This is a genomic window from Gimesia sp. (assembly GCF_048260065.1).
Classification (GTDB): domain Bacteria; phylum Planctomycetota; class Planctomycetia; order Planctomycetales; family Planctomycetaceae; genus Gimesia.
Window position 1 is genome coordinate 525,940 of record NZ_JBLXHC010000001.1, and the last position, 19,338, is coordinate 545,277.

At 50.5% G+C, this 19,338-nt stretch carries 14 protein-coding genes; 4 read left to right on the top strand and 10 right to left on the bottom strand.

The window, feature by feature from the left end; translation table 11 throughout:
- Positions 1 to 50: 50 nt before the first annotated feature.
- The 5 genes from ACN0YN_RS01880 to ACN0YN_RS01900 form a co-directional block, all read right to left on the bottom strand.
- A complete protein-coding gene (locus ACN0YN_RS01880) occupies positions 51 to 422 on the bottom strand; it encodes a cupin domain-containing protein (protein WP_417383280.1) in 372 nt (123 codons plus the stop codon).
- A gap of 179 nt (positions 423 to 601) precedes the next feature.
- Positions 602 to 1,921 carry a DUF1552 domain-containing protein gene (locus ACN0YN_RS01885; protein WP_417383281.1) on the bottom strand — a complete coding sequence of 440 codons (1,320 nt, stop codon included), beginning with the start codon at positions 1,919 to 1,921 and terminating at the stop codon, positions 602 to 604.
- Positions 1,922 to 1,935: 14 nt separating this feature from the next.
- Positions 1,936 to 4,155: a DUF1592 domain-containing protein gene (locus tag ACN0YN_RS01890; protein WP_417383282.1), complete on the bottom strand. Its 2,220-nt coding sequence runs from the start codon at positions 4,153 to 4,155 to the stop codon at positions 1,936 to 1,938.
- Between the two features lie 309 nt (positions 4,156 to 4,464).
- Complete coding sequence (locus tag ACN0YN_RS01895; RefSeq protein ID WP_417383283.1) at positions 4,465 to 5,187, bottom strand: 3-keto-disaccharide hydrolase; 723 nt, start codon at positions 5,185 to 5,187, stop codon at positions 4,465 to 4,467.
- Between the two features lie 135 nt (positions 5,188 to 5,322).
- Positions 5,323 to 6,732: a DUF1501 domain-containing protein gene (locus ACN0YN_RS01900; protein WP_417383284.1), complete on the bottom strand. Its 1,410-nt coding sequence runs from the start codon at positions 6,730 to 6,732 to the stop codon at positions 5,323 to 5,325.
- A gap of 658 nt (positions 6,733 to 7,390) precedes the next feature.
- On the opposite strand from ACN0YN_RS01900, the gene ACN0YN_RS01905 reads away from it, so the two are divergent.
- The 3 genes from ACN0YN_RS01905 (at position 7,391) to ACN0YN_RS01915 (ending at position 10,798) form a co-directional block, all read left to right on the top strand.
- On the top strand, positions 7,391 to 7,954 hold the full coding sequence (locus ACN0YN_RS01905; protein WP_417383285.1) for a sigma-70 family RNA polymerase sigma factor: 564 nt from the start codon (positions 7,391 to 7,393) through the stop codon (positions 7,952 to 7,954).
- Positions 7,941 to 9,239 carry a hypothetical protein gene (locus ACN0YN_RS01910; protein ID WP_417383286.1) on the top strand — a complete coding sequence of 433 codons (1,299 nt, stop codon included), beginning with the start codon at positions 7,941 to 7,943 and terminating at the stop codon, positions 9,237 to 9,239. The genes ACN0YN_RS01905 and ACN0YN_RS01910 overlap by 14 nt, the downstream gene beginning before the upstream one ends.
- A gap of 98 nt (positions 9,240 to 9,337) precedes the next feature.
- Positions 9,338 to 10,798 carry a sulfatase gene (locus ACN0YN_RS01915; protein ID WP_417383532.1) on the top strand — a complete coding sequence of 487 codons (1,461 nt, stop codon included), beginning with the start codon at positions 9,338 to 9,340 and terminating at the stop codon, positions 10,796 to 10,798.
- A gap of 18 nt (positions 10,799 to 10,816) precedes the next feature.
- Here ACN0YN_RS01915 and ACN0YN_RS01920 read toward each other — a convergent pair whose 3' ends face one another.
- From ACN0YN_RS01920 to ACN0YN_RS01935, 4 genes are all read right to left on the bottom strand, one after another.
- Entirely contained in the window at positions 10,817 to 11,857 is a 1,041-nt protein-coding gene (locus ACN0YN_RS01920) for a Gfo/Idh/MocA family protein (protein WP_417383287.1), read from the bottom strand.
- Between the two features lie 47 nt (positions 11,858 to 11,904).
- Complete coding sequence (locus tag ACN0YN_RS01925) at positions 11,905 to 13,194, bottom strand: Gfo/Idh/MocA family protein (RefSeq protein ID WP_417383288.1); 1,290 nt, start codon at positions 13,192 to 13,194, stop codon at positions 11,905 to 11,907.
- Positions 13,195 to 13,351: 157 nt separating this feature from the next.
- The gene (locus tag ACN0YN_RS01930; RefSeq protein WP_417383289.1) at positions 13,352 to 14,440 is read right to left on the bottom strand and encodes a hypothetical protein; all 1,089 of its coding nucleotides are present in this window, start codon (positions 14,438 to 14,440) and stop codon (positions 13,352 to 13,354) included.
- A gap of 79 nt (positions 14,441 to 14,519) precedes the next feature.
- Complete coding sequence (locus ACN0YN_RS01935) at positions 14,520 to 15,803, bottom strand: sialidase family protein (RefSeq protein ID WP_417383290.1); 1,284 nt, start codon at positions 15,801 to 15,803, stop codon at positions 14,520 to 14,522.
- Positions 15,804 to 16,019: 216 nt separating this feature from the next.
- Between ACN0YN_RS01935 and ACN0YN_RS01940 the strand changes: the two genes are divergently transcribed.
- Positions 16,020 to 17,297: a PQQ-binding-like beta-propeller repeat protein gene (locus ACN0YN_RS01940; RefSeq protein ID WP_417383291.1), complete on the top strand. Its 1,278-nt coding sequence runs from the start codon at positions 16,020 to 16,022 to the stop codon at positions 17,295 to 17,297.
- 66 nt (positions 17,298 to 17,363) lie between these two features.
- Here ACN0YN_RS01940 and ACN0YN_RS01945 read toward each other — a convergent pair whose 3' ends face one another.
- Entirely contained in the window at positions 17,364 to 19,280 is a 1,917-nt protein-coding gene (locus tag ACN0YN_RS01945; protein ID WP_417383292.1) for an exo-alpha-sialidase, read from the bottom strand.
- Positions 19,281 to 19,338 lie beyond the last annotated feature (58 nt).

Below are 19,338 nucleotides of genomic sequence, written 5' to 3' on the forward strand. Positions count from 1 at the left end.
TCTTAATAATGGATAAAGTGTATAGCAGCAATGTGTTGTGAATCCACACATTAATGTCCGTTTTCAGTGTCGATGTAGCATGATTTGAGGAAGTGAGGATTGCAGACCACGAAGAAGACCAGATCGTCTTCGCCGATATTGGTGATGCTCTGATCGGTATCAGGGGGGATGCGAACAACATCGCCGGGATGGACTTCGGTGGGGGGATAGTCGCCGACTTCGACGAGACCGGTTCCGGAGAGCATGATGTAACGCTCAAATGTACCTTTGAGTCGATGGAAGCGGGTTTTCTTTCCGGGTTCCACGCGGGCTCTGGCGAGGGAGACTTCCGGATCGACATCGGGGTGTGACATTTCGAGAATGAAACAGCCTTCATCGAAAAAGTATTCGTCTTCTTCTTTGGGGCGAGTGATGTGATCCATGCTGCAGCTTCCTTTCATCTCGTCAGGGATTCGATCTGTTACTCTTCTTTGAATTGACTTGAATTCAGATTATGACAGGACATGAATAGATCGTCAAAGGTAACAAAAAACTGCGTGTCCCTTTTTGAAAACAGGAACACGCAGTCTGATTAATTTCGTGATTGCTTTGTATCAGTGAATCAGGTCAGTTCAGAGATGATTCCATCGCCGCAGAAATCGGGATTCCCGAATGTTTTGACCCGATGCCCCATCGCGTGGGCGAAAGACATCAGCAGGCGGTTGTGGGCCACGTTTTTAAACTGCAGTGAACGGCCCATTTTGAAGTCGAGGCCTTTTCCGATTAGGACCAGGGGCACATCATTCAAGGTGTGTGAGTTCCCTTTGCCCAGTTCGTTAGTCCAGACGATGGTCGTATTATCCAGCAGAGTTCCTTCACCGTTGGGCTCGGGGGTGGTGTCGAGTTTTTTCACAAGGTAAGCAAGCTGCTCACAGAACCACTTGTTGATCTTCGTCAGTTTTTCCTGTGAGTCTTCATCACTGTCTGGTTTGTGTGACAGTGAATGGTGACCATCGTCAATACCCAGCCACTTCATTCGTGCCTGACCGACGGAGTTAGTGTATTGCAGTGTCGCGATCCGAGCCATGTCATTGGCCAGGCTGTTGACCATCAGGTCGATCTGCATTTTACTGTTGACCGGCATATTGTCGTTGTCATTTTTGACGCCGACTTCCTGGATGGGAACTTCGACTGCCAGTTTCTGGTCCTGGCTGGCTTTCAGTTCCTGCTCCATCTGTCTGACATAGCTTTCGTGTTCTTCCAGCAACTGGCGATCCGCTTTACTGAGTTTGGTTCGCACCTTCTTCAGGTCTTCACGCACGTCATCCAGAATGCTGGCGAGACTCTTACGGTCTTTCATGGATCCGTAAATTTTTTCGAACATCTGGTACGGGTCATCGATGGGAGCGATCGGTTTATTGGAACCGGCGTAGACCATACGGGTCCATGGATCGGCGCGATGCGGAACGTTCACACCAAATTCCAGCGATCCAAATCGCGTGCGGGTTTCCTTCTGACTTTGCAGGAACTGTTTGATTTCCTGGTCGATTGACTTTCCACTGGCCCAGCCGGCGGGAGTGTGAGAGCCGCCCTGGATATTACCGGGCAGTAATTCGATACCGGTCAGCAGGCAGCTCATGCCCCGCATGTGGCTGTCACCGTCTCCGCGCACACGGTCGGCGATCCCTTTAATTACCAGCATCTGATCCTGGTAAGGTTTCAGCGGCTCCATGATTTCTTTGAGTTCAAATTTATCACCCACTTCATCGGGCCAGTAGGTTTTCGGCACGATACCGTTAGGACTGAACATCACGATGAGACGCTGTTTGCGAACGCGGGCGTCTGCAGCAAAGCCGAGGCTGGGCAGATGCATAACCAGTGGCAGAACGGCAGCAGAGAGTCCGAGTTCTTTCAGGAATGCGCGGCGGGATTGAAAAGGCATGGTCTGTTTCTTTCTCAGGATTGAGGTTGGTGCAAGGCAGCAACCTGCATGATTTCGATCAGAAGCTGTTTGATATTATAACCGGATTTTTCAAAATTGGTGGTTAATTCTTCACGGATATTCTCTCCGTAAGCATTAATCGGCTGTTTGACCGCCTGGTGAAACAGCTGGTCGACAAAGGCAGCGTGCGCCTGATGATCACTGGCAATAAACTCCGCCAGATCGCGGGCGCCGTTAAATTTGGCAGGATCACCCGAGAGGACAGGCAACTCGGATGAGGCATTGATGGTTCGATCTGCTTCTTTTTCTCTATATCGGCCAATCGCGTCAAAGTGCTCCAAGCTAAAACCAAGTGGATTAATGATACTGTGGCAGGACATACAGGCCGAAGGTTTGGTAATCAGGGCCACTTTTTCGCGGGTTGTCATTCCTGGTTTGAAGTCACCATCTTTAAACTCGGTTGCCTGTGGTGGAGGCTTCAGAGAACGTCCCAGCAAACGCCGCGTGACAAACACACCCCGGTGAATCGGGGAGCTCAGGTTGTGATACGCGAAGTTCGCCATCAGGTAAGGATGAGTAATCACGCCAGCCCGTTTGTCCTCGTCGAGAGATACTTTCTGGAATTCCTCATTCTCGGGCATCTCGACGCCGTAAACTTTTGCCAGGCGCGGGTTGAGATACACGTAGTCTGCCAGCAGCAGCTGACGATAATCTGAGCCGCTGTTCCAGACGACATCGTCGATAAACAGGTCGAGGGAAGTTCTTAAGTCGGAAACAACCTGTGCATCAAAATCGGGGAAGAGGGCTTTGTCTTTCGCCAGCTCTTCTTTTTCATCCAGTTGCAGCCAGTGATGGAAGAAATAACGCAGCTTGGCCTGAGCCCGTGGGTCTTCGAGCATCCGCTGCGACTGCTGTCTGATCTGTTCTGCTGTCTTCAGGCGCCCCGCTTTCGCAGCATCGTACAGCTGTCGATCAGGCATGGAATCCCATAAGCCATACGAGAGTCGAGTAGCGATCTCAAAACTGTCGGGAGCATTCAACTCGTGATCGGTGTATAGGAAGCGGGGTGATTTCAAAATCAGCAGGACGGATCGTTTCGTAGAGAGTTCGACGGGCAGTTCTTTCTGGAAATGCTGATCGACGAAAAACGTTTTCTGTTCATTTGTCAGAGGACGACGAAAAGCATATTCCGCGAAGCGATGACAGAACTGTCTGATTTTTTCGGTTCGGTTTTTATCATCCTGTTTTGTGCCCGCCATCCGGTCCAGGTGTTTGATGACGACTCCCATCACTTCAAGTGCTGCGGATGTTGTCGCTTCATCCCACGATTTGGAAACCGCGATACCGCGTTCGTAGCCCGAGACACTGTCGTCCGGTGGAAAGACGGTCGAGCAGATAAAGGTGCCGGGGACCTGTTGTGGTGTCAGATTTCGTGCCGGGATGACTTCCTGAGCCTTATGTGGCGGTTTCCACTCCAATACGACAGACGAAGATTTCTCTTTGTATTTGAAGACGTGTAATTTCAGTGTGTAGGGTTTTCCTGCCAGCAGGCGGATCGTCGCTTTGTGCTCTTTAGGACGCCCCTGCGAACTGACCCATTCGTCGATGATCGGCTCCTGTTCGTTGACCCAGAGTCGCGCCCCATTTTCTGTTTTGAGAATGAATTCGTATTCGCCCGTTTCTTCAGCGAGTACCGAACCTTCCCATTTCATGGAAAACTCTTCAGCATTCTTGATTTTGTCGACGGGGGTTTTGTCACCAAACTGAAAGTTCACGACGGGATCGATACGTTTCTCAACCCGTTTGTCGCCACGAAAATTCCTGGTTGAGTAATATTCGGCACGTAATCCCCGTTCTTTGGTTGTGGTTTTTGCCGTTCCCAGAAATGCTGCCATCAGATCGGCGGTGGTATACAGGTACTGTCTGACCGTCATATGGGATAGTTGAACCCGCGCGCTCTGGCTCTCCTGTTCGGAAGGGGATGTGAAGAAATGCTGCAGGACGTATTCAGCAACCTGTCGTGCGTCTTCCCCTTCGCAGAGTTCCGGATCTTCTTCGGGCATGGTTTCTTCGATGAGCATGGTCAGCTCTTCGAGAGTTTTTCTCCCGTGGAATGGATTGGCTTTGTCAGTGACCCCTTTTCCATTCGACGCGTGACATTCAATACAGAGTTTGCGATAGATGGCCGCGCCAGTCTGCTGTTCTTTCTCAGGGGCGGCAGATACAGGTTCCACGCTGCAGAGAATACTGCCAACCGCTCCTAACAGGAACAAGGCAGAAATCCGATATCGGACAGGGCTTGATTGCGGGCAGGAAAAGATATTTCGCATCATTGTCTCAGGCAGGGTATGGAAGGAGGGCGAGTCACGTACGAACTCATTCAGAGCACCTACGCTGACAGTTCCGCTGTTTGCGGACCTGCTTGTCTCTATTATACGTGGCCCCAGGCCAGTCGTCAAGAATCGGTATTAGACACAACTCCTTTGAATTACTGAGGTTAGTTTAGGAAGTGCCTCAGTCAGTGATTGCTGGCACGGGAGAGATTATTTCAGTAGTGGTGCAGTCTGTTCCTGAGACGTGATGCCAGGCGGGAGTTCCATAATCTGGATATTGCGGAACTGGATTTCCGCTCCCTCTGATTCCAGACAGAGGTAGCCTTTCTTGATCGAAGCGTTACGGACTCCGTTGACAAATTTACCGTTCACGGAAAGTTTAACTACACCATCCACGCAGACCACATCATAGACGTTCCATTCCCCTTTGCCTTTGCAACGGTTCTCGATTGATTTGCTGCGTGTACCCCGTGGGTTATCGGGTGTGGTGATGAGGCCGTTCGCACCGAACAACTCGCCATGCACATACGCGATAGGAGGCAGGCTGCCGTCTTTCTTTTTGTGCTGATTCACCCAGTCGAGTTCCAGCATCTGAATCTCCATTCCTTTGGGGAGTCTTCTGCCTTCCGGAACGGTTCCTTCACTCCAGGCAAAAACTCCTGAGTTCCCACCTGCTTCCATGTGACGCCACTCAATGTGCAACAGAAAATTCTCGTATTGCCTGTCGGTGCGCATGACGCCGATGGGGTGTCCCGTGCAGACGAGCATGCCATCTTTCACGTACCAGGTGTCTTTGTCGGTATTGACATTCACCCAGCCTGTCAGATCTTTACCGTTAAAGAGTGGTTTGTATTGAGGCAGGTCAGCGGCTTGTACGGTGAAAGCACTGCTGAAAACGAATAGAATCATTCCGATTGCGGGTAACTGTTTCATCGTTGAATCTCTCCTGTCAGAAAGCTGTTGTTTCAGTGATGCGGCTGCAATGGGAGTACACCCTTTTAGAGGAATCGATCATACCTGTCGCAATCGGGGGAGACAAGTAGCCGTCATGTTCATGGCGAATGCAGATCAGACGAGTTCTTTGATGCGAGTGCCGGCGTCAAGCAGATATTGCGGGCGACCGTGGGGATCTTCGATCGTGACTGCATGCGGATCAATGCCCAGGTTGTGATAGAGCGTGGCGAAGACATCTTTATAATGTACGGGGCGTTCCTGAACGGCGCTGGCCGTGCGATCGGTAGCACCAATGATCTGTCCGGTACGCATCCCTCCGCCGGCAAGAATGGCAGGGCCAACGCGAGGCCAGTGATCGCGGCCTCCTTTTTTGGAGTTCACGCGAGGGGTTCGTCCAAATTCACCCCAGGCAACGATCGTGACATCGTCCAGCATTCCTCGTTCTTCCAGATCTGTGATCAGGGCTGTCAGGCCATGATCGACAATCGGGAGTAGCTGGCGCAGTCGATCAAAATTGCTGGAGTGCGTATCAAAGTCACTGATAGAAAGACTGACACAGCGGACCCCCGCTTCCACCAGTCGTCGTGCCAGTAAAAACTTTTTGATGGCCTGTGGGCCTTCACTGGTATAAAAACGCGGTGTTTCAGAGTGGTTTGCCGGTGTATACCGAGCCAGGGTCTCTGGATCTTCCAGTGTCAGGTCGAGCGCATCTGCCAGGCGGCCTGATGTCAGAATACTGACGGCCTGTTGTGAAAAGCGGTCCATGGCATCCATCATCCCGCTGGCATCGACCCTGCTGCGAATCGAATCCAGTTCAGCGCGCAGTGTCGTACGGTTCTCCAGTCGTTGCAGGCTGAGAGTGGGGTTCAGTTTCAGGCTGACCTGATGATCTGTGCCCAGCCGTTTCAGCTCATTTTGCATTCCTTTTTCCAGCTGGCGTTCAAACAGGTCCGAGAGATCAGGACGAAACGGCTGATAGGAAGGACCCAGGAATCCAGGCCGGGCACTGTTACGAACCAGGCCACGTCCCTGCATCAGATCGACAAAGAGGGGGGTACGATCCTCTGGTGAGCCTTTTAATTTTGATACGACAGATCCCAGGGCCGGGCGTCCTCCTGTGGAGCTCAGGTCTTTTTTGTGAAATCCGGACTGGCATTGGAAAGCGTCGTGGGCGCCAGCGGAACCGACCAGAGATCTGATAAAGGCAAACTGATCTGCCTGGGCTGCCATACGAGGCAGGAGTTCACAAAGCTGTATGCCGGTGACATTTGTGGAGACCGGCAGAAATTCACCACGGATTTCCGCCGGGGCTTCCGGTTTCAGGTCAATCATGTCCATGTGGGGCGGGCCCCCATCCAGATGCACATTGATGATGGATTTAGTCGAATTGAGGATACCTGAATTTGCTTCAGCGCGTAACAGGTCGGCCAGAGTCAATCCGGCGAGACCGAGCGTTCCCATTTGCAGGAACTGGCGTCGAGAGCTGGAGTGGTGCTGATTCTGAGCACTCAAGAATGACAGCATCGATTCCCCCTGTTTATTACGAACTCATTCTGTTGTGAGCCGGTCATCAGCTCTCGGAAAATGAGGAGTCTGGAAAGCATACGGATCAGAGTATGTTTATACCAGAATGTGTGGGTTCAACTCAAGCGCGATTCTACCGCCGGGAGAATGGGACGGAAAATCAGACCGTTATTGCGATCCAATGATGCAGGGCAGGAACTGTTCAGAAGACTCATCTGACCAGAAGTATCAATAGTACGATTACGTAGTAATAGTACCAGACAAGGGACTGAGTCTCTTCCAGGACAGTTGGTGGCTGGCTACTGGATTTGTTCATCCTGAAGAATACAAACCGCTCTTTTAGGTCTTGAATGAACTGATTTGTATCAGAGGGTATTCTGCCCTCTATTGTATATCGCGGAAGGGGGCAAAACGTTAACAACAATTTTCTAAAAAAGTGAGAATTGTGCTAACTTCAGAATTTTACCTGAATGATTTCAAGTTCTTCCAGTATCTTCATTTAATCTTAATACATTCTACTACAATATAAAATATTGCTATTGGTGAATGCCCAGATTACAGTTTTGCTCTCAAGCCAGAATTCTGCTACCACTCTGTAACATCTGGTGACATTATCATTAAACTTAACTAACTGTTGAAGAAAAGATGTACGTGCCCGATGGATGCGACACAAACAAGAACATTGCAAACCGAATCTGCCCGAAGCCGCGCTGAACTCGCGCGTAACTGGGTGAAAGTTCAACCCTCTCTGATGGCTTTTGTAGTGGCTTCAACTCCTCAATTCAGTGATGCGGAGGATCTGCTACAGGAAGTCGCAGCGGAGATTGCGATCCGTTATGACGAGTACGATAACACTCGTCCATTCCTGCCCTGGGCACTATGGATCGCCAAAATCAAGATTGCCGATTTTTATCGTGGTAAGCGTCGTGATCGGGTTTTGTTCATGGGCGAAGCGATGGATGCTTTGGCAGATGCCTGCTCTCGAGTTCAGCAGTTGATGACAGAAGAACGTGATTTACTGGAGTATTGCCTGGAACAGTTAACAGACCGTTCGCGGCGTTTACTTGGTTTACGTTATGCTGATGATTTAAAACCAAAGCAGATTGCCGATGAATTGGGAACTTCGATGGGATCGGTGCGAGTGACGTTATCCCGAATTCGGACCACACTGATGGACTGTGTTCAAAAGCGAGCGGCCGGTGAAGCGAATGTCGGAAACTAATACGGAACTCAAAGAGAGCACGGCACTCGAAAATATCGATGCCTATCTTGATGGGGAAGAGCTTTCCGAAGAAGATGCTCGGAAGCTTGAACAGTGGATTAAGACCGACAGCGAAAATGCTGATCAGGCCTTTCGTCGCGTGTTTCTGCATTCTTATCTGCGAGAGCGATTTCAGGTTCGCTCGATTGGTCAGGCGCAGGCACGTGAGCGGGAAAAACAGCTCAAAGAACCGCTGATTCTACCGGCGGAAACAGAAATAGAGATCAATCCCGCCGCTCCCAAAATTGAACCCAGAACGAAAACGAAAGCAAAACCGCACCAGCGGATTTTGACGTGGCGCTGGTTTCTGTTAATCGGGATAGGCATCGTTTCGACGATTAACCTCTCGGTGCTGTTCATCAAAGACTTCCAGTTGCCTTACGATGAAGACAAGGCATTCGAACCGATCAATTTCGAGTCAGACTATGTGAAAAAAACTTTTCTCATGGCTCGAATCGCGGCTCAGCCATTTCTATATGAAGGCTTCAATTACTCAGAGAATCTGCTGGGAGAAAAAGCTTCTGAGGGAATTAATGATCTGACCGGCGGTGTCGGCTGGGCTGGTCCCTGGAGCGATGAAGGTATTAACCGGTCTAAAATTGTGCATGATACCAAGAAAGTTAACCTTGGGAAAAATGACATGCGACTGTTTGGTCAGCTCGGGTTTTCCGATCAGTTTGGCAATATATTGTTGACGAAGGGGGGGCAATATCGTTCAGGAGCAGGTTCTGAAACGGTTGCTGTGCGCCATCTGGATTTGCAGCAGGTTCCCAAAGCTCTGTTGGATTCAAAGGGATTTGGAGCTGACGGAGAAATCCTGTGGCTGAGTTTTATGGCACAGTCTTATGATAATGCCGGCGGTGGCCGTTATGCCTATGTCGATTTTGGAAACGAAGAATCCAGTTTGCGGATTGGCAAACTGGCATCCGCTGACCGCGGTAACTGGGCAGCTGCAGGCCAGGTGCACGGAACTGAGATCAACACCGCTTCCAGTGAGGTTCTTTCCGGTCAGGCGGTACTGATTGTAGCGAGGATCTTGTTTCGTCCCGGCGCAGAGGAAGTGGATCTCTGGTTGAATCCTCCGTTGAATCAGATTCCCGATCTGAAAGATGTGGACCTGCGACTGATGGCACCCGACTTGAGAATTGATCGGGTGAAGATCGTCAGTAATTATTCCACTGACTTCGATGAACTGCGGGTCGGGGTCTCCTTTGTGGATGTCATTCCTGCCGAGGATTATGACTGATTTTGAGTTGTGACCCCGTCTGGTGAGTCATAGAATGAATAACTGGTGTGGCTTCTCCGGTCGCTTCCATTTTCTTCTTATATTTGCCCGGGTGAATGATGAAAACAACTGCTTTTCAGATCATGGTCTGCTGCCTGCTGTTCTGTTCCAGTCAGATTGAAGCGGCTGAAAAACCATTTAATGTGTTGTTTATTATCTCGGATGATCTGACGGCAACAGCACTTTCCTGTTATGGAAATCGGGTTTGCCAGACACCGAATATCGACAGCATCGCCGCCCGGGGAACGCGGTTTACACATGCTTATTGTCAGGCGACTTATTGCGGCCCTTCACGCGCTTCCTTCATGTCGGGCTATTATCCCCATGCCTCCAAAGCGTTCGGCTATGTGAGCCCTCGATCGTATATTGGCGATCGCCCCACCTGGGCACAGCATTTTAAAAATCACGGCTATTATTCTGCCCGCGTTAGTAAGATTTATCACATGGGTGTACCGGGTGATATTGAAAAAGGGAACGATGGCACGGATGACCCCGCTTCGTGGACCGAGCGATTCAACAGCCAGGGGCCCGAATGGGCGGCTCCCGGAAATGGGGAGACTCTGGAAAACAACCCGGATGGTAAGAAACCCGCCGTCGGGGGAAATACGTTCGTGGTGGTGGAAGCGGAGGGAGACGACCTGGTCCACTCTGACGGCAAGACGGCGCGGAAAGCGGTTGAGTTGATCGAAAAACATAAAGACGAACCTTTTTTTCTGGGGGTTGGGTTTGTCAGACCACATGTCCCTTTCGTAGCGCCGGTAACCTATTTTCCTCCTTTTCTGCCTTACTCTAAACATGTTCTTCCAGAAAAAGTGGCTGGTGACTGGGATGACATTCCCCAACTGGGCATTAATTACAAAACCAGCCTGAATATGAAAATGGATGTCAGGCGACAGAAAAAAGCAGTGGGAGGCTACCTGGCAGCAGTTGCTTACATGGATGCGCAGGTGGGAAAAGTTCTGGATGCGGTCAAGCGGGCCGGTATTGCGGATCGGACAATTGTGATCTTCACCAGCGATCACGGTTATCATCTGGGCGAACATGATTTCTGGGCGAAGGTGAGCCTGCATGAAGAGTCAGCAGCAGTCCCCCTGATCATCAGTGTGCCCGGCAAGCAGCCTGCGGTTTGTGATTCGCTCGTTGAGCTACTGGACTTATATCCCACGATCAGCAGTCAGTGTGGTTTAAAAATTCCAGCTGGAATTCAGGGGAAAGATCTGTCACCGCTTCTGGAAGATCCGGATCAAAGGGTGCGTGACACGGCCTTCAGTGTTGATCCACGCAACAAAGGCAACCGGGGCTTTCTACTGCGGGATGAACACTGGGCCTATATTCAATACAAGGAAGACGCTTCCGGGGGGATTGAACTGTACGACATGCAGAAGGATCCGCAGCAGTTTACCAATCTGGCGGATCGTCCTGAAAATCAACTGACGGTGAACATCTTTAAAGAAAAACTCGCCGAGAAATTAAAAGACATTCGTACGAATGACCTGGGGCACACCTATTCCAGTCCCTGAGATCGCCTCGAATCTGTTTCAGTCGATGCGGACTTTTTGTGACTGACCGGTTTCGGCCGCCTTGTAGGCAGCATAAATGGTTCTCAAGACCTGCAGGCTGTCGTGACTGTCAAGCGTTGGAGGTTCCTTGTCCAGAACCGATCGCACGGCAGCATGCACACAGGGGGAGTAGCCACGCGGCTTGATCGAATCTTCGAATTGATGGATCGTGCCCGGTTTGTCTGAGTAGAGTGACCATTGCAGATATTTGCCGGTCGAGTAATCCATTTCCAACCAGCCTTTCGAGCCCCAGATTTTAATCAGCGACTGTTTTCCGCGATCGACGTAATAGCCGGAGGTCATCGTTCCCAGAAAGCCTTTGTCAAATTTAAGACTGAGGGCGGCAGAGTCTTCCACGTCGAGAGGTTGTCCCCCAATATTGGTGATGAAACCGCTGACGTCGGTGATTTTCGAATCGGTAATGTACATGCCCAGGTCGAGCCAGTGGATTCCCAGCCAGATCAGATGCCCGCCTCCCCCACGCGCCTTCTGCGCAAACCAGCCGGACTGATAACTCTTGCTGGTTAAGCGGGTCTGGTCAGCAATAAAATTGAGTTCAATGCCGTAAATCTTTCCAAACGTTCCTTTGCGAATCATGCGGCGGGCGGCTTTGACTTCGGGGTTATTGCGATTCGCCAGTGCCAGCATCAGATTGAGATGTTTACTGTCTGCTTTCTGTACCAGGGCCTCAAAGGCTTCGATATTCGTGCACGCTGGTTTTTCTGCGAAAACTGCACAGCCATGATCCAGGGCAATATTAATCGCTGCGGGTGCTTTACCTGCTTCCAGAGTAATCAGCGCCATATCGGGCTTTTCTTTCTGAAAGAGTTCTTCTGGACTGTTATAGACGTGTGTGAGTTTATCGCCCAGTTTCTTGCGGGCTTCCTCGACATGTTTCTGGCCTTCGTCGCTCAGAACGACTTCGCTGATCTCTTCGCAGGAGGCAAGTGCTGGAAAATATGCGCCGAGATGCGCAGACGTTTCACTGATGATGAGCGCTACTTTTGCTTTGTCTGCCATGAGTCTGTTTTCTCTCTATGAAACTCGTGTTGAAGATCCTGTTGCTGTTAAACCTGAGGCAGTTCGTAACCATCACGATACTGGCGGGTCAGATACTGATTGGCTTCTTTGTCCTCGGGGAAGGTTTCTGTCTTGGGATCGAAAACCAGCCGCCGGCCTGTACGATAGGAAATATTGCCGAGGTGACTGAGCATGGCGGAATAATGCCCCTCTTCAATTTCCGCCAGCAGTTCATCTGATTTCCGGTTCTTCACACAGTCGATGAAGTTCTGATAATGCGTCGGCGTGTCCTGCCATTTGGCTTCGAACGAAGGACCGCGTTCGTGTTTATAAAAGATGCGATAGCCTGAGCGATCAACCATCATGAAACCCTTATCGCCATAGAAGATGTTATCGTTGTCGTGACGATGCGCCTGCAGGCGATAGGGGGTGAAATCGCGCTGTTCATAAACGTAGAGCAGGTCATCGTATTCCCAGGTCACGACCATCGTGTCCGGCGTCTCCTGGGCATCCCCTTTGGAACCCAGCTTGGCACCACTGCAGGAGACCGCATTGGGGGCTTTCAGATTCATTCCCCAGCGGCCAATATCGATCTGGTGCACGCCATCATTGCCGATATCACCGGTTCCAAATTCCCATGTCCAATGCCAGGCGGTATGGAATCGATTGCGGTTGAAAGGTTGTTTTTTTCCCGGTCCCAGCCAGAGATCATAATTGACGCCACTGGGGACCGGTTCATCCGGGCGGACGGGATACAAGGCCCTACGCTGATTGTTGATGGCTTTGACCATCAGTACTTTGCCGATGGCACCGTCCTGAATCTGTTTCCAGGCTTTCTGGTAGACGGGGGTTGCCCGAAGATTGGTGCCGTGCTGTACCACGCGTTTATATTTGCGTGCCGCATTCACCAGCTGGCGACCTTCATGAATATTGTGTGAGCAGGGTTTTTCGACATAGACATCCTTGCCTGCCTGGCAGGCCATAATAGCGGCAGGAGTGTGCCAGTGATCGGGAGTGGCAATGACAATCGCATCGATTTCATTTCCGTCGAGCAGTGTACGGAAATCTTCAACCAGTCGGGGTCGTTTTTCACCTGATTTTTCTACCAGATCCGCCATCTGTCCGGAGCGGCTCTGGTCGGGATCGCAGACCGCCACCAGCTGACTGTCAGGAAGTTTTGCAAACCAGCTCCCCAGTCCTTTGCCTCGTCCCCCGCAGCCTACAAGTGCGACATTGACTTTGTCGTTTGCAGAAAAGGCAGCCTGACTGAGAGAAGACATCCCGGCCCAGACGATGGGAATCGTTCCCAGAAACTCACGACGGTTCAAGTGACTCATAGCGGTTCTCCTGCAAGGGCGTTATGGCTGCATAAACGACGTCTCAAATGGATTTGGTTATCCTAACATGGCACAGAATGATATATCAAGTGCCGTTGATGTTATGTGTCCGGATATAACTCGTTTTGAGTTCTTAGGCGGAGCATTTCGGTATTGCTCAATTGTAATATTTGGGGGATAGATAAATGTCACTTTTCAACGGAGTCTCGATCGAAGTCTGTAATACGAATTTTTTCTCGGGAGGGAGAATTTCAATAGCCTGACGAAACCCTTCTATCACAGATGCTTGGAAATCAAAGATCGTTTTTAACTCACTCTCTCTGTCGGCTCCACTTTCGAGGTGATCATTATAATTCAGGGTATCTATCAGAATTTCAATCAAGCGTGCAGGGACCGATTTTTCGTGGACGATCACCAGACGGTCGAGTGTTTCTGCCCTTTGATTCTCTGGCAAATTGATGCTGCTGAGATAACTCTGGCGAACCAGGTCTGTGATAAACAGGTCGATCTGTTTTTTCCATGGTTGTTTTGCGAGTTCAATCAATCTGTCTGACGGATTCGATTGCCCATTAATTTCAAAAACTCGAATGACTTCCTCTGTCGTAATGCCGCCTCGTTCCATACGCCAGTCCATCGTTCTTGCCCAGAACTGCTTGAAAATCTGTTCAAAATAAAGCTCTGACTGCCCTGTCGTCGTGTTTCCCTGAATCTCATTTTCAAGTCGACGATGCATGCTCTGGATCTGTTCCGGTTCTGTTAAATCGAAATCATCCCGTCTGATGAGATTGCAGAATTCAGGATAATCTAGTCCGTCATTGGGAGCATTGGTCACTCTGATCTGTGTTCCGTCTGACAGTTCTGAGAACAGTTCCAGATAAATCTCTTGAGAGTGAACTACTTCAGACAGGACGGCATAACCGGGAAGTTGTCTGTTTTGAAAGCCTTGAAAATACGTACGGAAGGGAGCCGCTGCTTCGAATAATCCTGCAGGTTCATAACCCGCTTCATGCAGTGTATCTTCAATGAGATATACCTTATCAATATCAGACCAGATCACTCTGTTAACAGATTCGAGGTCAAGACGCATCGGGGGAGCATAACCACCATTCTCCATGGTTTCAGCATGCTCTTCCCAATTTCGAGCGGATAACCTGCGGAGCATCCACCAGATCCAGACTGCTGAAATCAACAGGATAACAACAATCACCAGAACTGTTTTAAGAACAAAGAGTACCAGTGGGCTCATAGAATAGGTCTCCCTATATTTGTGTCTTGCACCATCTATCACTGGGAGAGTTAATGTTTCCAGAATTCAGATTCTGATGTCAGTCAGTTGATTTTATCAGTTGATTGGGACGCTTCCAGAGAATCTTCGAAACGTACACACTGTTGTCCGAACCGTATTTGTTATCAACGGGCATGATATAGTCGGGGCCGAAACGCTGCATCCACTCTGTGACGATGACCCAGGTTTCGTTTTCGTTGACATCGACAACGCCAAAGTTGCCCAGGCGGGCACCCCGTTCGGGAACCAGGATGCGTTCGGAATCGCGGATGATGGCCATTCTGTCCGGGTTGACGCGACCCATAATCAATGGGGCACGATGACGGATAATATGATCGTTATTGGCACCGCGGCGGGTGTAGACCAGATAAAGTCCATCTGAGTGGGTGACCCAGTGAGCCTGGGTATTGTAGCTGCCTAGATCTTTGCCGTCTTCGAAAGTCCATTTTTGTGGTTCTGAAAAATGAATTCCGTCTTTGCTGCGTGTGACATAAGCGGCATTGTCGTTCCGCAGCGTGAGGTAGAACCAGTCGCCAAATTTCGTGATGGATGGTTCCGCAAAACCACGGCCATCGTCGATAGAGAGTTCGTTTCCATGTTCGATGTATTTCAGTGTGTCGCCATCAAAGCGACAGCGGAGTACCATCACGTCAGAGTACTTTCGCTCAGGCCGTTTAAAATAGACGGGTAGCAGAATATCGCCGTTGGGTAAATCATAACGCTGCACTGAGCCGGCACCGCTGCTGACAAATTCCGGACCCTCCGGGAGTTTCAGAGATTTCCAGGGAGACCAGAGGTTTCTGTCCGGGTCATAGGTGGCATAGGAAGTGACGCGAATGTTTTTTTCCTTCACAATGCGATTGTTGTAGTAACGGACGGTGTGTCCGATGCCCAGCAGTGTTTTTGAGGCAGCATGCCATTGTGGCCAGAAGTCAGAGACAACTACTTCGCCTCCATCGGGGAGATCATGTCGGCTGAGATTTTTCTGTTCGATCGGTCCCTGCCAGGTCTTTCCCAGGTTATCGGTGCGCATGGAATTGAGAGCGTAGAAGATATCACTGCCGGAAAGGAGCAGTTTCTGCATGGTCATGACGACGATCGGATTGTCAAGATCATTGCCCGGTGCTCCCACGGGAATGGCGCCCGCCCGGGCATGCACCCAGCAGGTTTTGCCGTCGTAACCTTTGGTGGCAGTCGTAAGTTGAATACGAAAGTCGGGAGATTCCCGTTTCAGCTCCGCATTGTTCTGGGCGAATAGATCGCTCTGAGGAACGCAGAACAGAACGAATGAGAAGACAAAAACAGCAACAGCATTTGACGGCATGGTTCAGATCCCTGGTGAGTGTTGTAAGAGTCAGGCTGGAGTGTGATGATCAGAGATTCATCTTACCCCGGCCTGTTCTTCAGAGCAAACATCTGAATGATTCGGTGTGGATTTCGCAAAATGCTTGCGGTCGCATCCAGACTGCTTACAATAAAGTTCATTCTTGCCGCATTGAATTAAGCTTCGCAGCTGTTCCTTCCCGAAGAAAGCACGCCCATGTTTCGAACTTTGATTTTCTGTCTGTCGATTTTCGCTGTCTCAGCCATTTGTTCTGCTGATGAAAAAGAACCATTGAAGCCAGCACCGATTCAGGTGGAAGCGAACGACTGGCCATGGTGGCGTGGCCCCGAACGGAACGGCATTGCGAATCCTGATCAGAATCCGCCACTCAAATGGAGCGAGACGGAAAACATTCTCTGGAAATCACCGATTCAGGGGCGCGGTTACAGTTCACCGACAATCGTCGGAAACCGGATCTTCCTGGCTTCGGCGGATACGGAAAACAAAACCCAGTTTGTACTCTGTTATGACCGGGCGACAGGTAAACAGCTCTGGAAAACAGTGGTCTTCACGGGTGGGTTAAGCGAGAAGGGAAACAAGAAATCAACGCACGCTTCTTCAACGGTTGCCTGTGACGGGACGAAGGTCTATATCAATTTCATCAACAATGGAGCCGCCTACACGAGCGCATTGACGCTGGATGGTCGACTGGTCTGGCAGACGAAGATTACCGACTACATCATTCACCAGGGATATGGTTCTTCCCCGGCGATTTATCAGGATCTGGTGATCGTGTCCGCGGACAATAAAGGGGGCGGTGCCATTGCTGCGATGAACCGGGCCAATGGCATGCTGGTCTGGAAGATCGATCGTCCAAAGACTCCGAATTACCCGTCGCCGATCATCTTGGAAGTCGCAGGTAAAGAACAACTGTTGATGACGGGCTGCGATCTGGTGACCGGGATTGCACCACTGACCGGTGAGAAACTCTGGGAGATCGAAGGGGCGACCACCGAGTGTGTGACATCGACGGTAACAAATGGCGAACTGATTCTCACCAGTGGCGGTTATCCAAAAAATCATATGGCAGCAGTCAAAGCCGATGGTTCAGGCGAAGTCGTCTGGGAAAACAGCAACCGGATGTATGTTCCTTCCATGCTGATACAGGGTAACAATATATACTCTGTCACCGATAATGGAGTCGCCGTCTGCTGGGATGTGACGACAGGCAAGGAAATCTGGAAAGGACGGCTGGGAGGAACCTTCAGTTCATCTCCGGTTCTGGTGGGTGATCGGATTTACGTGACCAACGAAGGCGGAGAAACGTATATCTTCAAAGCGAATCCCGAGGAATTTGAACTGCTCGGAGAAAACAAGCTGGGAACGGAAGTCTTCGCCACTCCTACTTTTTGTGACAGCCGGATTTATATGCGGGTTTCACAGGAAGTGGACGGCAAACGACAGGAAATGCTGTACTGCATCGGCAAAAAATAAAACATCGCTTTACCAGTAGCCAGTTGCTCCCCGTGACGTAATCGAAACGGGGAGCCTGGACCTGAATCAATCCGCTGCCGGTTCGTAGAACCAGGCCAGTGGAATGGAACGGAAGCGGGATGAGATCATGTGGTTTTCATGCCCCACATAATAACTCATGATGGCACGCCCACGGTAAAAGGTGAGACTGATATAGGAATAGGTCTGGTCCGCATCAGTCTCAAGATTCTTTTTGAGCTTCCAGGTTTTGCCTTCGTCAGAACTGACCGCAGCAGTCAGAGGCGTGCGTTTGCCGCTGTGGCCGGCACCGGGTTCAAAGTTATCATTCCAGATCAGTAGCAGATCACCGGTGGAAGGAATGCGACGCAGAGTAGCTGGCGCTTCAGGAGCCCGCACACCCCAGGAAGCGGGTTTGCTCCAGGTATCCCCTTTGTCACTGGAGAGGCTGGAGCCGATATGTCCGGACTGCGTACGGAATATCATCAGCACTTTGCCATCCTTGAGTTCTATCACTTCCGGTTCCATCGCACCCCGCTTGACATAGTCGACGCTTCCTTTGGACTGTTTCCAGGTTTTGCCCCGATCGTCTGAGATAAAACAGGTACAGACAAAATGATTGTTTTTCTTTACATCGGGAGTCGAAGCCACTGGTGCCAGCCAGCGACCATTTTTGAGGATGGTGATCCGGTCGTTATTCATCACGTGATAACCAGGGGGTGACGTGATTTCGATGGGCGGTCCGAATGTTTTGCCGTTATCGTCTGAAACTTTGAGATAGGCTTTCAAATCGGACAGCGTGTTTTTTTTGAGATAGAACAACCCGATCGGGCGTTTTTCCTGCATGGGACCTGCCAGATAGCGGAGTGTGACCGACATCACATTTTTCTTCCCCGTGTTCTCCTGAAGTACCCGCTTTTTCCCCCATGTCCGACCACCATCGGTAGATTTTTTCGCAATGATGCGGGCGGTCGCGAAATCAGATCCACTGCCGATAAACTGGGTGGTCGCATACAGCAGCGAGCCATCGTTTAAAGGGAGGATGGAACCTTCACTGTAACGGGGATATTCTTTGGATGCTTCATAGACATCGCGGACGACAATTTCGTCTTTGGGAGGTTCACTCTTCGCCAGGACAATCAAAGCCTGGGCGGCACGAATGCGGGCGTCCAGGTTTTCATCTTTGAGCTGTTTAATCAGTTTTTCTTTCAGGTTGGCTGCTCCTGCTTCGCCGGCAAAGATCGCAGAATACGTTTTGACGGCAGCATTGTCACTGGAAAGATTCGCTTTGACAGCCGCAAGTCCTTCCGGATCACCGTGCATGGCAAGCGCTGTTTCGAAATAGCAGCGTGTGAAGGGATCATCGGTCCGTTTCAAATTGGCTTTAAGCGCGGGGATGTCCGATTTGTCTCCCACGCGGGCAATAATCCAGGCTGCAGTCGCTGCAATGCTGACATCTTCGTCCTGTAGAAATTTGCGTACTACTTTAAATGCTTCGGGGTTCCCCCAGCGGGTGAGCAGGGCGGCGGCCATCATCGCTTTTTTAGGATTGTCCGATTTCATCGCTTCACGAATCAGGATTCCGTCACCCAGTTCATTCACCTTGTAGAGCGATTCGCAGGCATGGACGTGCCCGTAAGGATCTTTCCCTGCCAGAATCTGAAACATGATGGCTGCTTTCGAGCGATCACCGGCACGGACGAGTTCACGAGCCAGTCCACAACGGTGCTGGTCGTCTTTTTCCGTTTTCAGTTTGGGCTCAACGATCTGACGGACTTCAGCCCCTTTGCCGGCCAGGGTCAATGCTTCCGCAGCATGCATGGACGGCCAGAATTCATCGCTGTTAATGGCTTCCCGCAGCACTTCCAGACATAGTTTTTCCGTTTCCGGACTCAATTTAATTTTGGGGGCAGGTGATTCGGCCTTTACCAGTGAGGGAATACAGCAATACAGCAGGAGTGTCAGTACCAGTGAGATCTGTTTCATGTTGGGGCTTCTATGAAAAGTGAGAGTCTAGTGGCGCTAAATGATTCAGGTAAGACGA

Coding starts and splice junctions, on each gene's coding strand:
- ACN0YN_RS01885 (WP_417383281.1), bottom strand. CDS start 1,921: ATGCCTTTTCAATCCCGCCGCGCATTCCTGAAAGAACTCGGACTCTCT.
- ACN0YN_RS01900 (WP_417383284.1), bottom strand. CDS start 6,732: ATGCTGTCATTCTTGAGTGCTCAGAATCAGCACCACTCCAGCTCTCGA.
- ACN0YN_RS01930 (WP_417383289.1), bottom strand. CDS start 14,440: ATGAGCCCACTGGTACTCTTTGTTCTTAAAACAGTTCTGGTGATTGTT.
- ACN0YN_RS01880 (WP_417383280.1), bottom strand. CDS start 422: ATGGATCACATCACTCGCCCCAAAGAAGAAGACGAATACTTTTTCGAT.
- ACN0YN_RS01915 (WP_417383532.1), top strand. CDS start 9,338: ATGAAAACAACTGCTTTTCAGATCATGGTCTGCTGCCTGCTGTTCTGT.
- ACN0YN_RS01925 (WP_417383288.1), bottom strand. CDS start 13,194: ATGAGTCACTTGAACCGTCGTGAGTTTCTGGGAACGATTCCCATCGTC.
- ACN0YN_RS01920 (WP_417383287.1), bottom strand. CDS start 11,857: ATGGCAGACAAAGCAAAAGTAGCGCTCATCATCAGTGAAACGTCTGCG.
- ACN0YN_RS01910 (WP_417383286.1), top strand. CDS start 7,941: ATGTCGGAAACTAATACGGAACTCAAAGAGAGCACGGCACTCGAAAAT.
- ACN0YN_RS01945 (WP_417383292.1), bottom strand. CDS start 19,280: ATGAAACAGATCTCACTGGTACTGACACTCCTGCTGTATTGCTGTATT.
- ACN0YN_RS01905 (WP_417383285.1), top strand. CDS start 7,391: ATGGATGCGACACAAACAAGAACATTGCAAACCGAATCTGCCCGAAGC.
- ACN0YN_RS01895 (WP_417383283.1), bottom strand. CDS start 5,187: ATGAAACAGTTACCCGCAATCGGAATGATTCTATTCGTTTTCAGCAGT.
- ACN0YN_RS01940 (WP_417383291.1), top strand. CDS start 16,020: ATGTTTCGAACTTTGATTTTCTGTCTGTCGATTTTCGCTGTCTCAGCC.
- ACN0YN_RS01935 (WP_417383290.1), bottom strand. CDS start 15,803: ATGCCGTCAAATGCTGTTGCTGTTTTTGTCTTCTCATTCGTTCTGTTC.